At 69.2% G+C, this 22705-nt stretch carries 21 protein-coding genes; 9 read left to right on the top strand and 12 right to left on the bottom strand.

Annotation, left to right across the window (positions count from 1 at the left end; genetic code table 11):
* Positions 1 to 81: 81 nt before the first annotated feature.
* The gene (locus tag ACZ6O0_RS33965) at positions 82 to 1602 is read left to right on the top strand and encodes an MFS transporter (protein ID WP_465769120.1); all 1521 of its coding nucleotides are present in this window, start codon (positions 82 to 84) and stop codon (positions 1600 to 1602) included.
* A gap of 47 nt (positions 1603 to 1649) precedes the next feature.
* On the opposite strand, the gene ACZ6O0_RS33970 is transcribed toward ACZ6O0_RS33965, so the two are convergent.
* A complete protein-coding gene (locus tag ACZ6O0_RS33970; RefSeq protein ID WP_465769121.1) occupies positions 1650 to 2060 on the bottom strand; it encodes a hypothetical protein in 411 nt (136 codons plus the stop codon).
* Between the two features lie 168 nt (positions 2061 to 2228).
* On the opposite strand from ACZ6O0_RS33970, the gene ACZ6O0_RS33975 reads away from it, so the two are divergent.
* Both ACZ6O0_RS33975 and ACZ6O0_RS33980 read left to right on the top strand, forming a co-directional pair.
* The gene (locus ACZ6O0_RS33975; protein ID WP_465769122.1) at positions 2229 to 4337 is read left to right on the top strand and encodes a fibronectin type III domain-containing protein; all 2109 of its coding nucleotides are present in this window, start codon (positions 2229 to 2231) and stop codon (positions 4335 to 4337) included.
* 63 nt (positions 4338 to 4400) lie between these two features.
* Positions 4401 to 5156 carry a DUF427 domain-containing protein gene (locus ACZ6O0_RS33980; protein WP_465769123.1) on the top strand — a complete coding sequence of 252 codons (756 nt, stop codon included), beginning with the start codon at positions 4401 to 4403 and terminating at the stop codon, positions 5154 to 5156.
* A 2-nt stretch (positions 5157 to 5158) separates the two neighbouring features.
* Here the strand turns inward: ACZ6O0_RS33980 and ACZ6O0_RS33985 are convergent, their stop codons facing one another.
* Together ACZ6O0_RS33985 and ACZ6O0_RS33990 are read right to left on the bottom strand one after the other, a co-directional pair.
* Positions 5159 to 5932 carry an SDR family NAD(P)-dependent oxidoreductase gene (locus ACZ6O0_RS33985; protein WP_465769124.1) on the bottom strand — a complete coding sequence of 258 codons (774 nt, stop codon included), beginning with the start codon at positions 5930 to 5932 and terminating at the stop codon, positions 5159 to 5161.
* 23 nt (positions 5933 to 5955) lie between these two features.
* Positions 5956 to 6336 (bottom strand): winged helix-turn-helix transcriptional regulator, encoded by a 381-nt coding sequence (locus ACZ6O0_RS33990; protein ID WP_465769125.1) that lies wholly within the window; start codon positions 6334 to 6336, stop codon positions 5956 to 5958.
* 92 nt (positions 6337 to 6428) lie between these two features.
* On the opposite strand from ACZ6O0_RS33990, the gene ACZ6O0_RS33995 reads away from it, so the two are divergent.
* Both ACZ6O0_RS33995 and ACZ6O0_RS34000 read left to right on the top strand, forming a co-directional pair.
* Complete coding sequence (locus ACZ6O0_RS33995) at positions 6429 to 7757, top strand: nuclear transport factor 2 family protein (protein WP_465769126.1); 1329 nt, start codon at positions 6429 to 6431, stop codon at positions 7755 to 7757.
* Between the two features lie 173 nt (positions 7758 to 7930).
* Entirely contained in the window at positions 7931 to 10123 is a 2193-nt protein-coding gene (locus ACZ6O0_RS34000; RefSeq protein WP_465769127.1) for a bifunctional SulP family inorganic anion transporter/carbonic anhydrase, read from the top strand.
* Here ACZ6O0_RS34000 and ACZ6O0_RS34005 read toward each other — a convergent pair.
* A complete protein-coding gene (locus tag ACZ6O0_RS34005; protein WP_465769128.1) occupies positions 10075 to 10872 on the bottom strand; it encodes a phosphatase PAP2 family protein in 798 nt (265 codons plus the stop codon). The genes ACZ6O0_RS34000 and ACZ6O0_RS34005 overlap by 49 nt on opposite strands.
* Before the next feature lie 288 nt (positions 10873 to 11160).
* On the opposite strand from ACZ6O0_RS34005, the gene ACZ6O0_RS34010 reads away from it, so the two are divergent.
* The gene (locus tag ACZ6O0_RS34010; protein ID WP_465769129.1) at positions 11161 to 12246 is read left to right on the top strand and encodes an MFS transporter; all 1086 of its coding nucleotides are present in this window, start codon (positions 11161 to 11163) and stop codon (positions 12244 to 12246) included.
* A gap of 64 nt (positions 12247 to 12310) precedes the next feature.
* Here ACZ6O0_RS34010 and ACZ6O0_RS34015 read toward each other — a convergent pair whose 3' ends face one another.
* From ACZ6O0_RS34015 to ACZ6O0_RS34030, 4 genes are read right to left on the bottom strand one after another with little or no spacing between them, the layout of a single operon-like run.
* On the bottom strand, positions 12311 to 13189 hold the full coding sequence (locus ACZ6O0_RS34015; protein ID WP_465769130.1) for a neutral zinc metallopeptidase: 879 nt from the start codon (positions 13187 to 13189) through the stop codon (positions 12311 to 12313).
* Positions 13186 to 13614: an aconitase X swivel domain-containing protein gene (locus ACZ6O0_RS34020; protein ID WP_465769131.1), complete on the bottom strand. Its 429-nt coding sequence runs from the start codon at positions 13612 to 13614 to the stop codon at positions 13186 to 13188. Before ACZ6O0_RS34020 ends, ACZ6O0_RS34015 begins: the two co-directional genes overlap by 4 nt.
* Positions 13611 to 14837, bottom strand: a complete 1227-nt coding sequence (locus tag ACZ6O0_RS34025; RefSeq protein WP_465769132.1) for an aconitase X — start codon at positions 14835 to 14837, stop codon at positions 13611 to 13613. Before ACZ6O0_RS34025 ends, ACZ6O0_RS34020 begins: the two co-directional genes overlap by 4 nt.
* A 9-nt stretch (positions 14838 to 14846) precedes the next feature.
* Positions 14847 to 16943, bottom strand: coding sequence for a S41 family peptidase (locus tag ACZ6O0_RS34030; protein ID WP_465769133.1), 2097 nt, complete (start codon positions 16941 to 16943; stop codon positions 14847 to 14849).
* 129 nt (positions 16944 to 17072) lie between these two features.
* Between ACZ6O0_RS34030 and ACZ6O0_RS34035 the strand changes: the two genes are divergently transcribed.
* Positions 17073 to 17777, top strand: coding sequence for a M50 family metallopeptidase (locus ACZ6O0_RS34035; protein ID WP_465769134.1), 705 nt, complete (start codon positions 17073 to 17075; stop codon positions 17775 to 17777).
* On the opposite strand, the gene ACZ6O0_RS34040 is transcribed toward ACZ6O0_RS34035, so the two are convergent.
* A complete protein-coding gene (locus ACZ6O0_RS34040) occupies positions 17774 to 18514 on the bottom strand; it encodes a DUF5995 family protein (protein WP_465769135.1) in 741 nt (246 codons plus the stop codon). The two genes, ACZ6O0_RS34035 and ACZ6O0_RS34040, sit on opposite strands and share 4 nt — an antisense overlap.
* A gap of 24 nt (positions 18515 to 18538) precedes the next feature.
* Here ACZ6O0_RS34040 and ACZ6O0_RS34045 point away from each other — a divergent pair, with 24 nt between their 5' ends.
* Positions 18539 to 19150 carry a hypothetical protein gene (locus tag ACZ6O0_RS34045; protein WP_465769136.1) on the top strand — a complete coding sequence of 204 codons (612 nt, stop codon included), beginning with the start codon at positions 18539 to 18541 and terminating at the stop codon, positions 19148 to 19150.
* Here the strand turns inward: ACZ6O0_RS34045 and ACZ6O0_RS34050 are convergent.
* Positions 19131 to 20162, bottom strand: a complete 1032-nt coding sequence (locus ACZ6O0_RS34050; protein ID WP_465769137.1) for an aldo/keto reductase — start codon at positions 20160 to 20162, stop codon at positions 19131 to 19133. The two genes, ACZ6O0_RS34045 and ACZ6O0_RS34050, sit on opposite strands and share 20 nt — an antisense overlap.
* Before the next feature lie 50 nt (positions 20163 to 20212).
* On the opposite strand from ACZ6O0_RS34050, the gene ACZ6O0_RS34055 reads away from it, so the two are divergent.
* Positions 20213 to 20713 (top strand): mycothiol transferase, encoded by a 501-nt coding sequence (locus ACZ6O0_RS34055; RefSeq protein WP_465769138.1) that lies wholly within the window; start codon positions 20213 to 20215, stop codon positions 20711 to 20713.
* Here ACZ6O0_RS34055 and ACZ6O0_RS34060 read toward each other — a convergent pair.
* Together ACZ6O0_RS34060 and ACZ6O0_RS34065 are read right to left on the bottom strand one after the other, a co-directional pair.
* Positions 20706 to 21824, bottom strand: coding sequence for a hypothetical protein (locus ACZ6O0_RS34060; RefSeq protein WP_465769139.1), 1119 nt, complete (start codon positions 21822 to 21824; stop codon positions 20706 to 20708). The two genes, ACZ6O0_RS34055 and ACZ6O0_RS34060, sit on opposite strands and share 8 nt — an antisense overlap.
* The gene (locus ACZ6O0_RS34065) at positions 21824 to 22693 is read right to left on the bottom strand and encodes an exodeoxyribonuclease III (RefSeq protein ID WP_465769140.1); all 870 of its coding nucleotides are present in this window, start codon (positions 22691 to 22693) and stop codon (positions 21824 to 21826) included. Before ACZ6O0_RS34065 ends, ACZ6O0_RS34060 begins: the two co-directional genes overlap by 1 nt.
* Positions 22694 to 22705: the final 12 nt, after the last annotated feature.

Raw genomic sequence — 22705 nt, forward strand, 5'->3', positions numbered from 1 at the left:
GTAATTCGCTGTCGGAATTCAGGACCCAACCCTGAGGATGGACGTGTCCTCCCCTGACCAGTCCACTCGTAGGGAACACTCTTGACCACCCGGGCCACCGGTTCTGTTCCGTCCGTCTCCGACTTCCACACCCACCGCACCACCACCCCGGCCGAGCTCCGCGAGACCCAGCGGCGCCCCGGCTTCAAGGACACCTTCAGCGCACTGCAGGTCCGTAACTTCCGCCTCCTGGTCAGCGGGTTGCTGGTCAGTTCGACCGGCGGCTGGATCCAGCGCATCGCCCAGGACTGGCTGGTGCTCACGATCACCGGCAGCGCCACCGCGGTCGGCATCACCACCGCACTGCAGTTCCTGCCCACCCTCCTGCTCGGTCTGTACGGCGGCGTGATCGCCGACCGCTTCCCGAAGCGGAAGGTCCTGCTCGTCACCCAGTCGATGATGGGCGCGGCGGCCGGGACCCTGGCCGTGCTCGCCTTCACCGGTCAGGTGCAGGTCTGGCAGGTCTACACGATGGCTCTGTTCCTGGGTCTCGCCACCGCGGTCGACAACCCGACCCGGCAGTCCTTCGTCACCGAGCTGGTCGGCAAGGACCGGGTCCGGAACGCGATCAGCATGGTGTCGTCGACGTTCCAGCTCGGCAGCCTGATCGGCCCGGCGCTGGGCGGCGTACTGCTGGGCTCGATCGGCACCGGCTGGGCGTTCGCACTGAACTCGTGCACCTTCTTCGCCTCGATCACCGCGCTGCTGCGGATGCGCGAGTCCGAGATGCCCGGGCTGCACGCGGCCCGCAAGGCCAGTGCCGGACTGCGGATCCGGGACGGGCTGCGCGACGGCGTTCGGTACGCGTTCCACGAGCCGGCGGTGCGCTGGGCGATCGCGCTGGTCGGCATCTACGGGATGTTCTGCATCAGCCTGCCGGTGACGCTGACCGCGTTCGCCGACCGGGTCTTCCACACCGGCGCGTCGGGGTACGGCGTCCTCAACTCGGTGGTCGCCGTCGGGGCACTGACCGGCGCACTGCTGTCCGCACGGCGGGTGCGCCCGACCCGGCTGCGGAACCTGGTCGGGATCGCGACGCTGCTCACGCTGACCCAGGTCCTGGCCGCGATCCAGCCGTCGCTGTGGACCTTCATCCCGGTGCTGGCCTCGATGGGGATGGCGACGCTGATGTTCCTCACCGCCGCCCAGTCGATGGTCCAGCTGACCACGCCGGACGGGCTCCGCGGCCGGGTGTCGGGGATCTACAACCTGGTGTTCATCGGCGGCGGTGCGATCGGTGGGCCGACGGTCGGCTTCCTCGCCCAGCATTTCGGCGCTCGCACCGCACTGATGCTCGCCGGCCTGATCCCGGCCGTGGCCACCGTGGCGATCGCCCTCCGCCTGCGGCGGGACGGCCGGTTCCGGGTGGTGCTGGTGCGCAGTCGCTCACCGTGGCACCAGGCGCCGCTCCGCCTCGAGCAGACCACGATCCAGCTCTCGGCCCCGACGAGCATCCCGGCCCCGCGGACGTCCCGCCCGTTCGTCCTCGGTCGCCGGCAGCACGCCCGTACCGATTCCCACGCCCGGCCCGTGCGCGCGCGACGCCGGCCCCAGCACCACTAGTCTCCGGGGTAGGGCCGGGAAGCTGCCCCCGGCTCTGCCCCGGATCATCACGGCACGTTGATCATGCCGACCGGCGGGACCTTGACCTTGCGATGGTGCTTGGTGCCGCCCAGGACGACCTGGCGCAGCGCGACGTTGTTCTTGGTGCTGGACTCGAACAGCGGTTCTCCGGGTTGGCGACCACCAGACGGACCCGCGTTCCACACGGTCGCCGAGAACTGCAGGAAGTCCTTTGTCGCATCGGGCGTCCCCTCCTCGCCCGGTGTGACCTCGATCCCCACGCTGGCACCGGCCCCAGCGAAGCAGCCACGAACGCCGTGCCCGTCGCCGCACCCGTCGCTCTGCCGCACGGTCACGTTCAGCTTCACGGCAGCGTCGTACGCGCCGATGCTGAAGAAGTCCCGGTAGGACTTGTTCACCGTGACCGTGGCCTTGTATTTGCCGACGGCAAGCTTCACCGGTGCGCCGTAGCCCCCCGCCGCGGACCGAAGTTGATGAAGATTCGATGGCGGGTCTCGTCACAGGAAGTCATGGGTGCCGAATACTTGACCAGGTAAATTAACCCTCCTAGGCTCGGCCGCGTCCGCTCACTCCCCGGTCATCCGGAGGAACACACCGTGTTGAACATGAGACGCCGCTCCGCCGCGGCAGCGCTCGCCGCCGTCGCCCTGGTGTCGACGGCCGCCGCCATCGCCCCCGCCGACGCGGCCCAGCCCGCTGCCGCCCAGCCCCTTGTCGCCCAGCCTCCTGCCGTCCAGCCCGTAGCCGTCCAGCCCGTAGCCGTCCAGGCCGAGAAGCCGGTACCAGCCAAGTACCCGCAGGTCGCCGCCAAGCCCTACATGGGCTGGAGCAGCTGGAGCCTGCAGTCGACCAACTACCCGGGCGTGAACCCCGACGGTCCCGGCAGCTTCATCAGCGAGAAGAACATCCTCACCCAGGCGCAGGCCCTGGCGACCAAGCTCAAGCCGTACGGCTACGAGTACGTCAACGTCGACGCCGGCTGGCAGGACGGCGGTGACGAGTACGGCCGCCCGGTCGCGATGGCGACGCGGTTCCCGCGCGGGATGAAGGCGGTCGGCGACGACATCCACAAGCTCGGCCTGAAGTTCGGCATCTACACCACCGTCGGCCTCGGCAAGGACGTCTACCGCGACGGCAACACGCCGATCTACGACGCGCCCGGCTGCTTCACCCGCGACATCGTCTACCCCGACCTGCGCACGACGAACGGCTGGGACGCGGCGTACAAGATCAACTATGCGAGCCCCTGCGCGCAGAAGTACGCCGACTCGATCGCGAACCTGTTCGCGTCCTGGGGTGTCGACTTCATCAAGATGGACGGCGTCGGCCCGGGCTCCTGGAAGGGCGCTCCGGACGACCCGAACCACAACAACACCGAGGACATCGAGGCCTGGTGGCGCGCGGTGCAGAACACCGGCCGCCCGATGCTGTACACGCTGTCCTGGTCGCTCAGCCACCGGTACGCCGACGTCTGGAAGCAGAACTCCAACGGCTGGCGGATCGACACCGACGTGGAGTGCTACTGCGACACGATCGTCCGCTGGGACAGCTCGGTGAAGGCGCGCTGGTGGGACCTCCCGCAGTGGATCGACGACGCCGGGCCGGGGCACTGGAACAACCTGGACGCGCTCAACGTCGGCGTCGGCGCGATGGACGGGCTCAACGAGGCCGAGCGGCAGAGCTACATGACGTTCTGGGCGATCAACGCAGCGCCGCTGTTCGCCGGTGACGACCTGACCAAGCTGGACGCGTACGGTCTCAAGCTGCTGACCAACCGCGAGGTCATCGCGATCAACCAGTCCGGCAACCCGGCCCGCCCGCTGAACCAGGACCAGTTACAGCAGACCTGGTACGCCAAGAACGCCGACGGCAGTGTCACGGTCGCGCTGTTCAACCTGGCCGAGACCCCGGCCACGGTGACCGGCGACTTCGCCCAGCTCGGTCTCAACGGCAAGGCCACCGTCCGCGACATCTGGGCGAACCAGAACACGCGCGACGTCTCCGGCGCGGTCAGCGCGGCGCTTCCCGCCCACGGGTCGAAGCTGTACAAGATCACCCCGAACAGCCGGCCGTCTGTCGGTATCCCGGCCGACGTGACCGCGACGGACGTCAGCCGCACGACGGTGTCGCTGAACTGGCGGCCGAGCACCGGCGCCACGTCGTACAAGGTGTTTGCCGATGGCAAGCAGGTGGCGACGAGCACGACCCCGAGCACTGTCGTGACCGGGCTGCTGCCGCAGACGCAGTACACCTTCACGGTGAAGGGCGTGAAGGGCGGCAGTACGTCGGACGCGAGCGCACCGGTCACGATGTTCACCTCGAAGTCGGGCGGTCCGGTCCGCTACGAGGCCGAGGCGTCGACCAGCACGCTGACCGGGAACGCCGGCATCTCCGGCTGCAGCCTGTGCTCGGGCGGCCAGAAGATCGGCAACATCGGGTACGACGCCTCGGTGACACTGCACGACATCACCGTCCCGGCCACCGGCACCTACCTGGTCAAGATCGCCTACACCGACGGCGACACCAGCCGGCAGAGCATGCTCACGGTCAACGACGCCGACAGCTACTGGGTCAACTACCACGGCCTCGGCGACAACGACTGGGGTACGCCGCAGGTGACCTACCTCCCGATGAAGCTGACCGCCGGAGCCAACTCGATCAAGGTCAGCAACCCGTCCGGCTACATCGCCGACATCGACTGGATCACCGTCTGAGGTGTTCAGGAACCGTTCGTCCGACGTCTGCCGTAGTGACGAGGTATGACGGACGATGGATTCATGAGCGCCTATCCAGAAGCACTCGTGCCACCCGGCGGAACCGCTCCGGTCCCCCGCCGGGTGCGCGCGACCCTTGACGACCGCGTCGTCCTCGACACGTTGGACGCGATCTACCTGTGGGAGTTCCCGCCGTACCCGCAGTACTACATCCCGCTCGCGGACGTGGCCGACGGTGTGCTGACCGACACCGGCGAGACGAAGGAGTTCGGGCACGGTGTCGCGCGGGTGCACACCGCCGGATCCGGCCACGCCTGGGTGTACGACGAGGGTGTCGCAAAGGACCGGGTGCGGTTCCAATGGGACGCTCTCGACAGCTGGTTCGAGGAGGACGAGGAAGTCTTCGTCCATCCGCGGAACCCGTTCTCCCGCTGTGACGCGATCCGGTCCGGCCGGCACGTCAAGGTCGAGCTCGACGGGAAACTGCTGGCCGAGTCCCGCTCGACGGTGATCGTGTTCGAGACCGGGCTGCCGCCGCGGTACTACTTCCCGCGGACCGAGGTGAACTTCGAGCACCTGACCCCGAGCGACACCCGGAGCGCGTGCCCGTACAAGGGCCGGACGTCCGACTACTGGTCCGTCGGCGATCGCCTCGATCTCGCCTGGTCGTACGACTTCCCGACCGCGACGTTGCTGCCGATCGCCGGCCTCGTCTCCTTCTTCAACGAGAAGGTCGACCTGACCATCGACGGCGAGCCGATGGCCCGTCCCATCACGCCGTTCTCCGACCGCGACATCAGGTCCGGTCCGCCGAACTGAGCTCAGATGCCGGCGGTGGTGCCGCCGTCCATGGTGATGATCGAGGCAGTGACGTAGCTGGCCCTTGGGGAGGCCAGGAAGACGGCGACGTCGGCGACCTCTTCCGGTTCGCCGGCGCGGCCCATCGGGATCTCGGCGACCAGCTCGTGGAGGAGTTCCTCCTTCGGGCGTCCGGTCGCGCGAACCGCGGCCTCGAGGCCTTCGTCGACGCGCCCCGTGCGGGTCGTGCCCGGGTTGATCACGTTGACCCGGACGCCCTGCCCGGCGTACGCCTTGGCGTAGCCGACCGACGCCAGCATCAGCGCCGCGTTGGCCGCGCCGCCGCCGATGTGCAGCGGGTTCGCCGCACGGCCGCCCTGGCCGACCACGTTCACGACCACGCCGCTGCCCCGCGCCGCCATGCCGCGGATGACCGCCTCGGTCGCGTGCATGTAGGTGAAGTACTTCGCCTCCATCGCGGCGTGCAGCGCCTTGCTGTCCAGCTCGTCGACCGGAGTCCGCCGGGCCGCGCCCGCGCAGTTGATCAGGATGTCCGGTACGCCGATCCGCTCGAACGCCGCCTTGGTCGCGTCGGGATCGGTCAGGTCGACCGCCTCGACGTCGTAGCTCAGCCCCTTCGCCGCCAGCGCCTCCTGCGCCTTCGCCAGGTTGCCGGGATCACGGGAGATCCCGGTCACCTTCACACCCTCCCGGGCCAGTGCCTCGGCACACGCGAGTCCGATTCCCTTGCTGGCTCCGGTGACGACCGCGGTCTTGCCGGACAGTTGCAGATCCACGTGACTCCTCAGGGTTTGGCGTCTCAGCTGTTCGCGTCGTACTCGTCGCGGGCGGCGGCGATCTCGTCCATGTGGTCGTAGGCCCAGGTCCGCATCGTGGCGACGGCCGCGGCCAGGCTCAGGCCGAGCGGTGTCAGCGTATAGCTCACGGTCACCGGCACCGTGGCGACGACCGTACGCCGGACCACGCCATCGCGCTCGAGGTGGCGCAGGGTCTGGGTGAGCATCTTCTGGGTGATGCCCTCGATCGCCGACTTGAGCTGGCCGGACCGCAGTGTGCCGTGCTTCTCCAGGGTGCTGATCACCAGCATCGTCCAGGTGTCGCCGATCCGGCCCAGCACCTGACGTGTCGGGCAGGCGCCCTTGGTGGCGTCCCACTTACCTCTGACCTGGTCGGTATCCATTTGGTGCCTACCGCAGTAATTAGTGCCGTCTTCCGCCCGCTCCGAGGGATTCGTAGCGTCAGTGGCGAGTCTAAGCACGAGAGGCAAAGTTGATGAGAGCAGTGGTACCCGTCGGACCGGGTGAGGTTGCGGTAGCCGAGGTGGACGAGGTCGAGCCGGCCGCGGGCGAGGTGGTGATCGAGGTGGCCGCGTTCTCGGTCAACCGCGGTGAGACCTTCCAGCTGGAGCGGCCGCGGGACGGCTGGCGGCCGGGCAAGGACATCGCCGGCGTCGTCGTCGGCGGATCCGCCGGCGATGGGCCGCCGAGCGGGTCCAGGGTGGTCGCACATCTCCCGCATTCGGGCTGGGCCGAGCGCGTGACCGCACCGGCCACGCAGCTCGCCGTACTGCCGGACGACGTCTCGTTCCAGCAGGCCGCCGCTCTCCCACTCGCCGGGCTGACCGCGTTGCGGTTGTTGCGCGCGGCGGGCAGCGTGATCGGGCGACGGATCCTGCTCACCGGCGCGTCCGGCGGGGTCGGCCACTACGTCACCGAGCTCGCCGCCGCGGCCGGCGCATCCGTCACCGCGGTGGTCTCGTCCCCCGCCCGCGGCGAGCGCCTGCTCGAACTCGGCGCCGACAGGCTCGTGTACGACGTCGCCGACGCGACCGGACCCTTCGACCTGGTGCTCGAATCCGTCGGCGGCACTAGCCTGCCGGTCGCCCTGTCCAAGCTCGCGTACGGCGGGCAGCTGATCTGGTTCGGACAGGCGAGCCGGCAACCGATCGAGCTGGACTTCTTCAGCATGTTCGACGGGCCGGAGAACGCGACCATCCGGCACTTCCACTACACCGACGGCCGCGACGACGAGGACCTGGCGACCCTGGTCCGGCTGGTCGCCACCGGCCGGCTGCACCCGGAGCTCGGCCGGATCGAGGACTGGTCGCAGACGAACGCCGTACTCGATGCCCTCCGCAACCGCCGGATCCGCGGCAACGCCGTACTGACTCTTCAGGAGGAGACACCACAGATGGACCCCAGGACAGTTGTGACCCGGTACGTCGAGGCCGTGGCGGCGGGCGACCGGTCGGCCATTCGCGCCAGCTTCGCGCCGGATGTCGTGTGGACGTACCCGGGCGACCTCCCACTGTCGGGTGACTGGAAGGGCCGGGACGCGGTCGTCGACGAGTTCCTCGGTGCCGCGGCCGGTGACCTCTTCGCGCCGGGAACGATCACCATCACGCCGACCAACGTCATCGCCGACGGCGAGCAGGTGTTCGCCGAGTGGACCGCACGGGCGACCGCGGTGGGCGGTGGTGCCTACGACAACAAATGTGGAGCGGTCTTCACTGTCCGGGACGGTCTGATCGTCGCGGTCCGGGAGTACACCGACACCGATCACGCCCGCCGGGTGCTGTTCCCGGGCCACTCGATGCCCTGAGCAATCGTCAGTTCCCCCGCGCTTTCTGGGCCGTCGGCAACGAATTGGAATTGCCGCTGTTCGGGCCTTGAACGGATCAGTACGATGGGTGACCAGATCGACACTCTTTGTTTCGACGCCTGATGTTCGAGCAAGTTGCCCAGAGCACCGACGCCGGAGGACCCGTGCCGACCATGTCAACCTCCCATTCCCCACCCACCTCCAGCCCCGCGCCCGCGCGCGCCTGGAGGTCCGTTCTCCACCACGACCTCCCGGCCTCCCTGGTGGTCTTCCTGATCGCAGTACCGCTCTCCCTCGGAATCGCCGCGGCCTCCGGCGCTCCGCTGATCGCCGGCCTGGTGGCCGCGGTGGTCGGCGGTGTCGTCGCCGGAGCGCTCGGCGGTTCCCCGTTGCAGGTCAGCGGTCCGGCCGCCGGCCTGACCGTCGTCGTCGCCGGCCTCGTCGGTCAGTTCGGCTGGGCCGCGACCGCCGGCATCACCTGCGCCGCCGGCCTGGTCCAGATCCTGCTGGGCGTCACCCGGATCGGGCGGCTCGCCCTCTCCCTGTCTCCCGCCGTCGTGCACGGCATGCTCGCGGGCATCGGCGTCACGATCGCCGTCCAGCAGTTGCATGTGGTGCTCGGCGGCAAGGCGCAGAGCTCCTTGATCGAGAACGTCGCCGCGCTCCCCGCGCAACTCGTCGCCCACCACGGTCACTCGGTCCTGGTCGGCGTACTGACCGTGGCCATCGTGCTGGTGTGGCCCAGACTCCCCAAGGTCAAGGTGATTCCGGCGCCACTCGTCGCCGTGGTCGCGGTGACCGCACTGGCCGCGGTGTTCATGGTCGACGTCACCCGGGTCGACCTGCCGGATCAGCCGTTGAAGGAGCTGATCCTGCCGGCGATTCCCGACGGCACACCGGTGGAGATCCTGACCGCGGTGCTGACCGTCGCCCTCGTCGCCAGCGTCGAGTCGCTGCTGTCGGCCGTTGCCGTGGACAAGCTTCATCGCGGCAAACGCAGCAACCTGGATCGTGAACTGATCGGCCAAGGTGCCGCGAACGCAGTGTCCGGCGCGCTCGGTGGCATGCCGGTGACGGGCGTGATCGTGCGCAGCTCCACCAACGTCGCGGCCGGCGCGCGGACCCGCGCCTCCGCGATCCTGCACGGCCTCTGGATCGCCGCGTTCGTGCTCGCGGCCGGCTCGATGCTCGAGCTGATCCCGATGGCCGCGCTGGCCGGCGTCCTGCTCGTCACCGGGCTGCGCCTGGTCCAGCTCGCTCACATCCGCACGCTCCGCCGGCACGACGAGCTGCTCGTGTACGTCGTGACCGCCGCGGGCGTCGCCGTACTGGGACTCGCCGAAGGCGTCCTGATCGGTCTGGTGCTCGCGATCGCGCGGGTGCTCTACCGATTGGCGCGGGCCACGGTCACCGCGACCGAACACGACGGGCTGTGGACCGTGCGGATCCGCGGCACGCTCGTGTTCCTCGGCGTCGCTTCACTGGTCCGGACCTTGCGGTCGATCCCGACCGGTGCCCGGGTCCGGGTCGACCTGGACGTGGACCATCTCGACCATGCGGCGTACGAGGCGATCGAGGACTGGCGGCGCGGGCACATCGCGCGCGGCGGCTCGGTCGAGCTCAACCGGGCGGCGTTCCGGGCCGCGATGCACTCCGACCCGGCGCGACGGCTGCTGCCCTGGCAACCCCAGGTCATCCCGGCGCCCGACCAGCGGGTCTCGATGCTCGACGGGATCCGCGCGTTCGAGGCGGCCGCCGACGAGATCCGGCCGATGCTGGCCAAGCTCGCGGCGGACGGGCAGCGGCCGGCCCACCTGTTCATCACCTGCGCGGACTCGCGGATCGTGCCGACGATGATCACCACCAGCGGTCCCGGCGAGCAGTTCTGCGTGCGGAACATCGGCAACCTCGTGCCGCCGAAGGGCTCCAACAGCAACTCCGTCGACGCCGCGATCGAGTACGCCGTCGAGGTGCTCGGCGTGCAGTCGATCGTGGTCTGCGGTCACTCGCACTGCGGCGCCGCCGCGGCCGCGCTGGAGGCCAACGTCCCCGCGGGGTCAGGCCTGCAGAACTGGCTGCGGCACCTGGAACCGTCGGTCCGGCGAGCGGTCGGGCTGCCGGACATCGTCGACCCGGCGACCGGGGTGAAGCTGTCCCCGGCGGACAAGCTGTCCGTCGCGAATGTCGGCGTACAGCTGGCGAACCTGCGCAGTTTCGCCTGCGTCCGGCGGGCCGAGGCGGAAGGCCGGCTCGAGCTGATCGGGCTCTGGTTCGACATCGGCGCGGCCGCGGCCCGGCTGGTGCTCGACCGTGAGCCCTACCTGGTCCGCGCCGACGAGGAGCTCGCCGCCTCGGGCAAACGCTGATCCAACTCACGGGCGTCGGCGGGGATGCGCACCCGCCGTACGTCGAAGATCAGCAGGAGCGGGAGCGCGAGGCTGATCGCGACCAGGCCGTCGAGCCAGTAGTGGTTGGCGGTCACGACGACGACCGTGAAGGTCAGCAGCGGATGGACGACCCACAGCCAGCGCCAGCGTGAACGGGTGGCGCGGATCAGGAACACCGCGACCATGAACGCCCAGCCGACGTGCAGGCTCGGCATCGCCGCGAACTGGTTCGCCACCCCGGAGTCGGTGCTCGGTCCGTAGACGGACTGCCCGAGCAGTACGCCGGTGTCCACCCAGCCCGGCATCATCCGTGGCGGTGCCAGCGGGAAGAACATGTGCCCGAGCAACGCCAGCCCGGTCAGCGAGGCCAGCGCCCAGCGGGCCTTCCCGTACTCGGCCGGGCGCCGGATCATCAACCAGAGCAGCACTGCCGCGGTCAGCGGGAAGTGCACGCTCGCGTAGAACACGTTCGCGAGGTCGGCCAGGCCGTGCACCCGCAACGCCTGCTGCTGCACCGTCGCCTCGCTCGGCAGGCCGAGCCAGTTCTCCCAGCGGATGAGCTCGTCGGCGTGTCTGTACGCCGAGCCCGTGTGCTCCGCGGACAGGAACCGGCCGAGGTTGTACGCCCCGAACAGCACCGCCAGCAGTGCGATCTCCCGCACGATCCGCCAGATCCCGCTGTGCGTGGTGGCCTTTGGTACCGGCTGTCCCACCCGCTCCAGAGTCATCTGCGCCACGCCGACCCCCAGCTCAAACCGAACGCCCGTTCTCTGAACTTCCACCCTGCGCCGAGTCCCATCCCAAAATCAAGAACGGTTATTCGTTTTCAGATGTGATCCCTGGCACCCTTTCAAACTATCGCAATCTGCTGATACTTACGAACAATATGAACCAACTCACACCCAGCGGAAAGAACCCGTTGCTCCGCTCGGGGTGGGGTGGCCTCGCGCTTCGCGGGGGTGGGGGTTAATCGGTGGACGGTGGTGGGGTGGGGTCGGGAGGGTGCTGGGTTGGAGGTGGTCTTCGTTCGGTGGGTGTGGTTGCGGGCGGTGCTGCATCGCGGGTGGTGGGTGGTTGCGAGCGTTTATCTGGTGGTGGATGCGGCGTTGTCACCGGCTGAGCTGGTGCTGATCGGATCCGTGCAGGGGATGTTTGCGCTGGTCTGTGAGATTCCGGCGGGGGTCTTCGCGGACACCGTCAGCCGCAAGTGGTCGCTGGTGATCTCGCAGGTGCTGATGGGTACCGCGATGATCAGCACCGGACTGTTCGAGTCGTTCCCGGCCCTCGTGGCGACCCAGGTGTTGTGGGGGATCTCGTGGACCTTCGCGAGTGGCTCCGACGTCGCCTGGATCACCGACGAGCTCGACCAGCCGGACCGGATCAGCGGCGTCCTCGCCCGCGCCGCCCGCGCGCAGCTGACCGGCGCGGCGGCCGGCCTGATCGCTCTCGGCCTGCTCGCGTGGGCGACCCGCCGCGACCTCACCATCGTCATCGCCGGCGCCGCGATGACCTCACTCGCGCTGTACGTCGCGCTCCGCTTCACCGAGCACAACTTCGTCGCGACCCGGACCGCCCGATGGTCTGCGTCCTGGACCACGTTCCGCCGCGGTCTCACCCTGGTACGCCGCAGTCGCGCGATCCTGCTGATCTTCGCGGCCACGTTCCTGGTCAACGGCGCCTCGGACGCCGCCGGCCGGCTCACCCAGAAGCAGCTCCTCGACCTCGGCCTGCCCACCGATCCCGACCCGATCGTCTGGTTCACCGCCCTCAGCGTGATCGGCCTGATCGTCGGCGCGATCGCACTCCGCCTGGTGACCCACCGGATCGACGGCGCCCACGCGCGTACCGACTACGCCCTGGCGGCCGTGGCCGGTGTACTCAGCACGCTCATGCTCGCGTTCGCCCGCGACCCGGTCGTCGGCGCGATCGCCGTCGTACTCCTCGCCGGCCTCGTCACTCCACTCACGCGGGTGATCAGCACGATCTGGGTCAACGCGCGGACCACCGCGGACGTCCGCGCCACCACCCACTCGTTCCTCGCCCAACTCGAGTACCTGGGCGAGATCGTCTGCGCCTCACCATCGCCGGCATCGCCCGACTGACCACGCTTCCCCTGGCACTCACCGCGTGCGCGATCCTCTTCGCGGCAACGGCCGTGCTGATGCGTCAGCCGACCAAGGCCGAGTCCGCCGTATAGGTGTTGCATGCGCCGGGCCCGCCCGCAGCGAGGCCGAGATTGCTCCAGTACGCGTGGTTCCCGGCACCACCGTGATCGTGCTTCGGGTCGGTCGTGTTCGCGACGAGTTCGTCCCACACCTCGAGCCAGTCGCCGTCGACCGGGAACGTCGCGCGGTCGGCGCCGAGGTAGGCGGCGCCGAAGCAGGACGCCTGCAACTCGAGCCGGCGACTCTCCTCCCGCTGCAGGTCGATCCCGTTGAGCGTGATGCCGCGCTTGTACTTCGCCGCGAGGATCCCGGTCAGCAACTGCACGTGGTGCCCGTACTCGTGCCCGATGATCACCGCCATCCAGCCGAGCGCCCGCTCGGGATCCTCCTCATAGCTGTCCAGATCGGCCTGGGCATCGAGGTAGATGGTGTCGCCGCAGTAGTACGCCGGCCCGTCGTAGAAGTGACACGGCGACGACGGCGACTTGCCCAGCACGACATCCAGCTTCGGTGGTGTGAAGGTGAACCCGGCCTTCCGGATCACCGGCGCCCATGCCTTGTTCAGGCAGGCGACGAAGTCGGTGTAGTAGGCCCGGACGTTCCGCAGCGAGGTCGGCTCCATGGCCGGCTCCGCACAGTTCGGCGACGGGAGTTTGCCGGCGCGGTAGATCGGGTTCCGCGCGAGCGCCGCCGGCTCGGCCGGGGCGTTGACCGGTCCGGTCGACTCCGTGGTCGGGACCGTCGTCGGCACCTCCGATCGCAGCTTGGCCGCCTCGGATGCGGCTGCCTTCGCGGCACCTTCCGACGCGTCGGTCTTGGAGCAAGCGGAGAGGAGGAAGACAGCGGCCGCGCAGAGCGCGAGCACACCCCGTGTGTTCACCGGGAGACTGTAGACCAGCTGACGGTGGCGTGCGCAGCTCCGGCCACGACCCGCAGGGGTATGTCGGTCGGCAGCGCGTCGTACGCCGGTTGGTCGACGACGATCACGGGAGTCGCCAGGTCGTAGAGCTCGCGGGCGATCAGGGCCCCGAGCGGGATGATCGAGTCGGGGCGCGCCAAGATGACAGCGGCCGGGGCTGTGCGGGCGCGGATCTGTTCGGCGAGCACGCTCGAGGACGAGCTGGAGCCGCGGCCGGATTCCATCAGCAGGATCCGGCCGGCCAGAACGGCGCCGCATTGCGGGTGATGCGCGTCGACGATGCGACCGTTCTCGTCGGTGCCGCCCCAGAACGACAGCGGCGCGGTGAGCCGGATGGGATCGCCGGAGGCCGTGCCGGGATGGAGAGTGCGGGCCGGAACGATCATGCGTCGAGCACCACGCGGCCGGCGCGGGCGGAGGCCACGCATTCCTCGAGCGATCCGAGAACGGCCGACACGTTGATATTGCCGGGAGCGTAGTGCGCCCACTTGCCCGAGTTCGTCATCACGTTCTTCCAACCAGGCGAAAGGATCGACGTCACATAGGTGCAGGTGTCGACCACCACCGTCACCCCCGCGGCCTCGAGAACCTGCAGTACGCCGGTCTCCTCCGCCCGCGCCCGCGTCACCCGGCCAGTCGACAAGTAGAACGGCACCCTCAGCCTGGGCCCATCTCTGACGAGCGCGGCCAGTCGCGCGCATTCGGCGTACGACGCATGCGGCGTACCGACGCTGACCGCGTCGAGCTCACCCGAGGAGAACGTCGACAACGACCGTCGCACCTCGCGCAGTGTGGCAACGTCGACCTCACGGACCGGCAGACCGGACACGTCGGTCGGAGCCTCCGGCGTCACCCCGACCGCGTGGAACAACGCGACTCCCCCGGCCGAAGCGGCCGCCGCCCCGAGAGCCTTCAGCCTGTCCTCACTCACGTCCGCCGGAATCCCCAGCAGCACAGGGATTCCGGCGCCGACCACCGATCCGACATGATGCCCGAGTAGCGGGTACGCCAGCTCCGATTCCAGGAACCCGCCCAGCGGACGGCAGTCGAACACCACGGTCCCCCGCCGCGCCTCGGTCGTCTGAAGTCCGGCGTACGGCGCTCGCCCGGTGATGGCGGCGCAGATGTCGAGGAAGTCGCCGTACCGGTCGGTCCGCGCGCCGAGCACGGAGTTCGCGAACACGATCGCGTTCGACTCCGCCCACGCGACATGCTCACCGAGCCCGGGCCGGTCCGGCAGCTGGTACGGCGCACACGTGAAGCTCGGCGTACATCCGAGCGCGACGTACGCCGACATCAGCTCACGACCCGCGGCCGCGAGCTCCCGGTCCCGGACGAGCTCGGGATGTAGCAGATCCAGCGAACCGACGTTCAGCGTGGTCGGCACGCGGACCTTCGCACCGAGGTCGACCAGCCGATGCGCGAAGTCGAGGCTGACCTGGCCGTGGTACAGGCAGGAGTCAACGTGCGCCGACGTGATCTCGACCAGCCGTGGCGCCTCGGAGATCCCCGCCGAGCTGACGATCACCCGCATCGCGAGCGCGACGCCGTCGCCCTCCTGACCGCCGAGCATTGCTTGTTCCTCGGCGGTCAGGTGGAGACTCTGCATGCCCCGAAACTAGACCTTCGTCCGCCGGGAGGCGACGAGGGCCCCGGACTCGAAGCCGTCGGCGCGCAGGAGCTGGCCGGGGGTGACCTCGAGGATGTCGATGCTGAGCGGCGCCGGAGTCAGGTCCTCGGAGCTGATCGGCCGGTCGTCCAGGTAGATGTCCACCCGATCGATGCCTTGGACATCGATCGCGACGGTGAGCGTCGTACCACTGAAGGACGTCGTCAGGTCGAGCCGGCGGACCGGCATCGCCGCGAGCAGCGCACCGGCCCGGTTCAGCAGGTCGACGTTGCCTGCGAGCAGGTCGTCGCGGGTGATCCGGTGGGTCTCCGTCGGCTTGACCCCGAGGTCCTCGACGGGCGTGCCGGACAGATCGCCGACGCGCAACGTACGGCGGATCGCCACGCGCATGTTCGCCCCGTTCGGCAGGGCGACGTACGGCGAGGTCTCGTCCGGTGGTGGCGGCTCGTTCAGCAACGCGGCGAGCAAGCCGTGGGTCCACACGTTCGCGCCGCCCGCGCCGGTGTTGTCGTCGACGCCGAGGATCGTGCCGATCCCGTGGTCGGCGAAGCCGGCGGCGAAGATGTCGGTCGCCGAGTACACCCGGGCGTCGGTGATCAGCACCACCGGGCCGAGGTACGTCTGGCCGATGTCGTTCGCGCCGTCCTCCGGCGTGATCGGCTTCGCGGCCGAGTAGGTCGATCCGGTCTCGGTCGCCAGGTCGAGCGAGTCGAACCACGGACCGAGGTCGATGCCGGCCGGGTTCTCCTTGTGCCGGCGGCAGATCGCCAGGTTGACCGGCGTACTGATGAACTGCACCGGCTCCGGTGAGATGTGCCGCGGCGTCATCGTCTGCAGGGTGAACTCGCTGGCGTAGATGTGGCCGCCGCCGTTGTCGCGGACGTCCACGATCAGACCGATCTGCGGCAACAGGCCGGCCAGCCGGACGAACTCGTCCCGGAACGCGACCGGGTCCTGCACGCTGAACGTGAAGATGCGCAGGTGCCCGAAGGTCCCGGACGGCGTACTGACCTGGCGGGCCCGGAAGACGCCGGGCATCGTGGTCGGGATGTCGGCCCCGCTGACGGCGGCCGGGGTGCTCAGCTCGGCGGAGCTCTGGCCCTGTTCGAGGTCGACGACATCGCGGACGTAGAGCGCCTTCTTCGCGCGGGCCTTCTCGTCGGAGTCCAGGTCCAGACCCATCAAGGCGGACGCAGCGCTGATCGCATCCAGGTCCGTCATCGGCGGGAGGTTGGTAGTGACCTTCCACTGCTCGCGCAGTTCCTGCTCGGAGCCGTCGAGGCCGAGGTAGGTCAGCGTGACCCAGTCCTCGTCCGGCGGTGCCTGGATCACCAGCGGGCGCAGCGTGAGCGACTCCAGGCCACGGGCGAGGTTGGCCGCGTCGTTGCTGCCGGCGAACACTGCGCCGTTCAGCGCGACCGCGCGGGCGATCGGCGTACCGTTCCAGTGCGTCACCTCGGCGCCCGGGCCGAACTGCGGCGCCGAGTAGCCGGTGATGGTCCGCGTGATCAGGTAGTGGTCGGCGCCGGCCTCGTCGGTGCACTTCTCGATCATGAACGGCAGGAACGCGATCTTGCCGGCGAACGGCACCGGCAGCAGGTAGTTGGTGTGCAGATCGCGGACCGAGTGGAAGATGCTCGACATCGCGCGGTGGAAGATCCACTCGGCTTCCATCGTGGCGGCGGTCTGGCGCTCCATCCGAGCCCGCATCACCCGCAGGCGCTGCAGCGGGTTGACGGCGTGCATCGCGACCTTCAGCGGCAGGTGCACGTAGTTCTCGCTGAGCAGCAGGAGTGCCTGGTCGACCAGGAGCTTGCGCTGATCGAGTGTCAGGGTGCCCGCCGATGCCAGGAAGTCAGGCAGCGGCACGAGGGCCGCGGCCTGTTCCGTCGCAGCACTGGCTGTCCGGGCTCTGTTCGTACTCGCGACGGACGCACGGGCGGCGCGCTTCGTCGCCGTCGCCGTCTTCGCCGGCTCGCGCCGGGCCGCTGTCTTCTTCGCGGCGGTCGTCTTCTTCGCGGTGGTCGTCCTCTTCGCTGCCGCGGTCTTGCCGGCGGCGGCGGTCTTCTTCCCCGTGCCTTTCATACTGCGTGGCTGAGACATGGCTCCCCCAAATACAGCGCCCCTCCCCGGGCCGCGATTCTTCAACCGTCGTCCGCGCACCCGGTGATGTCAACGGTCAGTGGTTGACCACCGGGCTGCAAGGATGTGCGGGTGAGTGAGTTCTGGGACAGCATCACGTCGGCACAGGCCGAGCCGTCGCTGCGCGTCGTGATCGGTACGGGCGTCGTCGCGCTGCTGCTGATCGCGTGGCGACCGTTCTGGCGGTTGACCCGGCAGGTCGTGACGATCGCCCACGAAGGTGCGCACGGCCTGATCGCCGCACTCGTCGGACGCAAACTGGCGGGGATTCGCCTGCATTCGGATACCTCCGGCGTCACCGTGTCGCGCGGCCGCCCGACCGGCCCGGGGATGATCGCCGTCCTGCTGGCCGGCTATCCCGGTCCCGCACTCTTCGGCCTCGCCGCCGCGTTCGTACTGAGTCGCGGGTACGCCGTTGCGCTGCTGTGGGGACTGTTGGTGGCGCTGGTGGTCCTGCTGCTCCAGATCCGCAATCTCTACGGGCTCTGGTCGGTCGTGGTCTTCGGTGCGCTGGTCTTCGGGGTGACGTGGTGGGGCTCGCCGTCGGTCCAGTCCGCCTTCGCTCATCTGCTCACGTGGTTCCTGCTCCTGGCCGCGCCGCGCGCCGTACTGGAGTTGCAGCACTCACGACGTGGTGGGCAGGGACGGAGTTCGGACGCGGATCAGCTTCGACGGCTGACCGGCGTACCTGCGTTGATGTGGGTCGGCGTGTTCGGGCTCGTGACGCTCGCGTGTTTGGCGCTCGGCGTGCTGTGGTCCGGAGTGCTGCCGGGCTAGACCGGTGGCGGCAGCGTCACACCGAAGCCGGTGAGTGCCAGGCGGAGCAGGACTTGTCCTGGCCTGAGCAGGTCGGCGACCTTCGCGGCGCTCAACAACTCCAGCTCCGCCAGACGTTGTGCGTAGTTGCCTTGCACACGTGCCTTCTGCAGCTCGATAGTGTTGTGCCAGACCTTCTGGCGGGACTCGCGCAAGAACCGTCGTGAGGACAAGCGGTTGAGCGGCGTCAGCACCTGATCGAGCAGACTCTTCGGCCCGGTGGCCGCAAGCTCGCCGTCCTCCGCACCCACCCGCTCGGCGAGGACACCGTCGATCCGCTCATGGTCCCTGCGCCGCCGATCCATCAGGAACGGATCCAGGAAGTCGTCGTCGCTGATCACGGCCAGCAGTGCCTGCGGCAGGTCGTAGTTGACGTGCGCATTGATGCCGAGCAGCACATGCGCCAGGCCGGGCAGGTCGGCCGACGCATCGAACGCCAACCGCCACGGCCTGGGCACACCGCCCCCGTTGAGGTCCGCATCGTGGGCGTGCAGGTACAGTTCGGCGAACTTCACGTCCCAGTCCTCGACCCAGTCCGGGTCCTCGAAGCGGGCCTGGTCGATCGCTGTCCCGACCGCCTGCGTCGTCCGCAGGTAGGTCCCGAGGAAGACCTTGCGGTGTGCGAGCCCGTCCGGCAGATCGTCCATTCGCTGCCGCATCCGCGCGACCACACCGGCCACCGGACTACCATCGTTCATCGGATCTCCTCAGGGGGAGGGATCATGCGGGGCACCAGAACAAGTCCACTGTCCTTCGACCCAGTGGTCGTCGGCAACCGTGAAACCGACGCCTGGGCGTCCTACTACCGGCACGACTGGCGGCGGTTCATGGTCGCGTCCGTCGGAATGGTCGCGGCCGGATTCGGGATGTCCCCGCGCCGGACCCTGGCCGGAGCCTGGTACGTGCTGCGGGCCAATCAGATGTGGTCGCCGTTCCCGGACAACCAGCCGGATGCGGCCCGCGCGTACATGCGCCGCTTCTACGAGCTCGTCCGAGAGTCGGACGGACTCCTGTTCGACCCGGCGCGGGCCGCCTGGCTGGAGGTCGAGTGGTGGCGGGTCCATCGAGCCAACCAGCACGACGAGTCGGTCACCGAGGAGCAGCTCGAGAACGCGCTGATCGATCTGTACGCGTACGTGTACGGCGGCGACCGTGAGGCGATGCGCTCGGCCGCGCGCAAGCGGGTCGAGGCGATGTTGCTGTCCGACCGGTGGGTCCAGGCCGGGCGCCGGCTGGACGACCCACTGCTCGCGGAGGAGCGGCGCGCACTCGTCGCGTCGTACGCCGCCCTCCGCGCCGCGGTGGAGCCTGAGGTCAGCCGCGACCGCCGATGATCGGGCGATCGCGCTGCGCGACGCCGGGACCGCCGTACGGGTAGTCCGCCGCGCCGGGATCGCTGGCCCGGTCGAGCTTCTCGGTCTCCTCCGCGGTGAGGTGCAGGTCCGCGGCGGCGAGGTTGTCGTCGAGCTGTTCCAGCGTGCGGGCGCCGAGGATCACCGAGGTGATCGCCGGGCGGTCGACCAGCCAGGCGAGCGCGACCTGCGCCATCGAGATGCCGCGCGCTGCCGCGATCTCCCGGACCGCGTCGACCACGTCGCGCACTCGCTGGTTCCGGCTGCGGCGATGCCAGGACTCGACGCCGCGGTCCGGGTTCTCGCCGAGCCGGGTGGCACCGGTCGGCAGCTCGTCGAACGAGTACTTCCCGGTCAGCCAGCCACCGCCGAGCGGCGACCACGGCAACAGGCCCAGCCCGTTCTCATGCGCGGCCGGGATGATCTCCCACTCGATCTCGCGCACCAGCAGGTTGTACTGCGGCTGCAGCGTGACGAGCCGCGACCAGCCGCGGTGGGCGATCAGGTCGCAGGCCTTCTGCAGCTGCCAGCCGGTGAAGTTCGACAGGCCGCCGTACGAGATCTTGCCGGCGCGGACGGCGTCCTCCAGGAAGCTGAGCGTCTCCTCGAGCGGCGTGATCGGATCCCAGGCGTGCAGCTGGTAGAGGTCGATGTGATCGACGCCGAGGCGGCTCAGCGACGCGTCCAGCGCGCGGCGGAGGTGCCGGCGCGACGTGCCGACGTCGTTCGGTCCGTCGCCGGTCGGGAACCGGCCCTTGGTCGCCAGGACGACGCTGTCGCGCGCCGAACTCTTGGCCAGCCAGCGGCCGACGATGTCCTCGGACACGCCCGCCGTGTAGACGTCGGCGGTGTCGATGAAGGTGCCGCCGGCCTCGACGTACCGGTCCAGCTGCGCGTGCGCGCCGGCCTCGTCGGTCTCGTTGCCGAACGTCATGGTGCCGAGCGCGTACGTCGAGACGACGGCGCCGCTCGGACCGAGAGTGCGGTATTCCACGGTTGATCCCTTCCTCGGAACTGTCCGAAGTGAAGACTACGGTGGCCGCTATGAAGACAAGTGAACTGCTCATCGACGCCCACAGCCGGATCCAGGAGGTCGTGCACGAGGTGGTCGAGGGTCTCGACGACAAGACGCTCGCGACCCGGCCCGGCGACACGGCCAACTCGATCGCGTGGCTGGTCTGGCACCTGACGCGCGTGCAGGACGACCACCTCGCCGACGCCGGTGGGTATGAGCAGGTCCACACCGCGGACGGCTGGCACGAGCGGCTCGGGCTGCCGCTCGACGCGGCCGACACCGGGTATGCGCACTCGTCCGACCAGGTCGCGCTGGTCCAGCTCTCGGCGGTTCAACTGCTCGGGTACTACGACGCCGTGCACGCTCGTACGGTCGAGTTCCTGAAGACAGTCACGGACGACGGCCTGGACCGGATCGTCGACCGCCGGTGGACTCCCGCGGTCACCCTGGGCGTGCGGCTGGTCAGCGTGATCGACGACTGTGCCCAGCATTCCGGCCAGGCGGCGTACGTGAGGGGTCTGCTCAGCTGAGGGTGGTCTGCCAGAGCGAGGTGCCGGCGATCAGGTAGAGCTTGTGGTTCGGCAGCAGGACCGCGTCGGTGACCGGGCCCTGCGGGCCTTGGGACTCCTGCGTGGTCCAGTGGCCGTCGACGCCGGTGAGCACCTTTACTTTGTTGTCCTGAGCAACGATCTGGACGATCTTGCCGTCGTCGACGATCGGCGGGGGCAGCTTGTCCTTGTCGCCGACCGGGATCGCCGGGACGCCCTTGAGGCGGGTGGCCCGGCCGCTGTTGTCCAGCTGCCAGATGGCGAGGTTGCCGTCGACGTACCCGGAGATCACGCAGTCCGTGGCGCAGGTCGCGGTGTTCGCCTGGCTGCGGCTGCCGGGCTCGGGGAGCGCGATCCGGGACCAGCCCTGGTTGAGGTTGGTGGACCGCCAGACGGCTGCCTCCTGGGCGACCACGTTCGATTCGAGGCGGACCTGGGACCCGACGAGGACGATGCTGTTGCCGAGCGTCGTCCCGAAGCCGGGGCCGACCAGGAGCGACGGCGTACTCTGCAGGACGGTCTTGGTCGGGTCCTGCCGGGTCCATTTGGCGTCGCCCTGCGGCAGCCACACCATCGCGTCGTTGCCGGTCTCCACGCCGCCCCACGAGCCGAGCAGCGCGCGGCCGGTCGGTGTGATGACCGCGCTGTAGAGGTCGCCCGCGGTTTGGCCGCCGAACGTGAAGAAGTCCTGCGGACGCTCGACGAGCCCGGTCTGCGGCGTGCCGGTCCACACCGTCCAGCGCGTGTTGGAGTGCGCGCCACCCGACGCTCCCCCGAGGGCGAGCAGTTGCTTGCCGTCGTACGCGATCGAGTACCAGATCGCTTCGAAGGCGTACGGGCTCTTGGGGTTCGGTTTGACCGCGATCGGCGTGCGCTGGTCCCCGTCGAGCAGGACGAGCTCCGGGACGACCTTCGCGCCGCGATGGCGCAGACCGACGAGCAGTTGGTCGCCGTGATCCGTGAGCACGACGGGCTCCGCCGTACCGACGTCGACCTTGGACCACGCGACCGCCGGCGGCGGCGTCGGGGGCTTGTCGTCACTGCAGGCTGCGATCGTCGCGAGTAGCAGCGCGACTGCGATGGCGCGCCGCATCAGCGGTTCTGCGGGAGCTTGGTGGTGGTCTTCCGACCGGTCCGCGGCGCGGACGGCGGTGGTACCACAGGCCCGATGTCACCGTCCGGCGCGACATCGAGATCGATGATCACCGGCGCGTGGTCGCTCGGTCCGGTCCCCTTGCGGGCCTTGCGATCGATCCACGCCGCCTTGACCCGCTCGGCGACCGGATCGGTCGCGAGCATCAGGTCGATCCGCATGCCGAGGTCCTGGTGGAACATGCCGGCGCGGTAGTCCCAGTAGCTGAAGACACGCTGGTCCGGCCAGCGATCGCGGACCACGTCGTGCAGACCCTTGGCGGCCATCAGGTCCGCGAGCGCCTTCCGCTCGGGCGGGGTCACATGCGTCTGACCGACGTACGCCGCTGGGTCGAAGACGTCGGCGTCGGTCGGGGCGATGTTCATGTCGCCGCAGACGATCTGGTCGGCCGGGCCGGCGGCGACGACGTCTCTCAGGGCTGCGAGCCAGGCGAGCTTGTAGTGGTAGTGATCCGAGTCCGGGACGCGACCGTTCGGGACGTAGAGCGAGTGGATCCGGATCCCACCACAGGTCGCCGCGACCGCACGGGCCTCCGGATTCGGGAAGCCGGGCGCTCCGGCGATGCCGGTCGCGACGTCCTCCAGGCCGACCTTGGACAGCAGGGCGACACCGTTCCACTGGACTTCGCCGTACAGGGCCGTCTCGTAGCCGCGGCCGGCCAGCTCGTCGCCCAGCAACGCGGTGAACGCGTCGTCCGCCAGCTTCGTCTCCTGCAGGCACACCACATCGGGCTGCCGCTCATCCAGCCACCCCAGCAACCGGGGCAACCGCTGCTTGACCGAGTTCACATTCCAGGTAGCCACTCGCACTGGATCACGGTA

Source organism: Kribbella sp. NPDC048837, assembly GCF_055586945.1.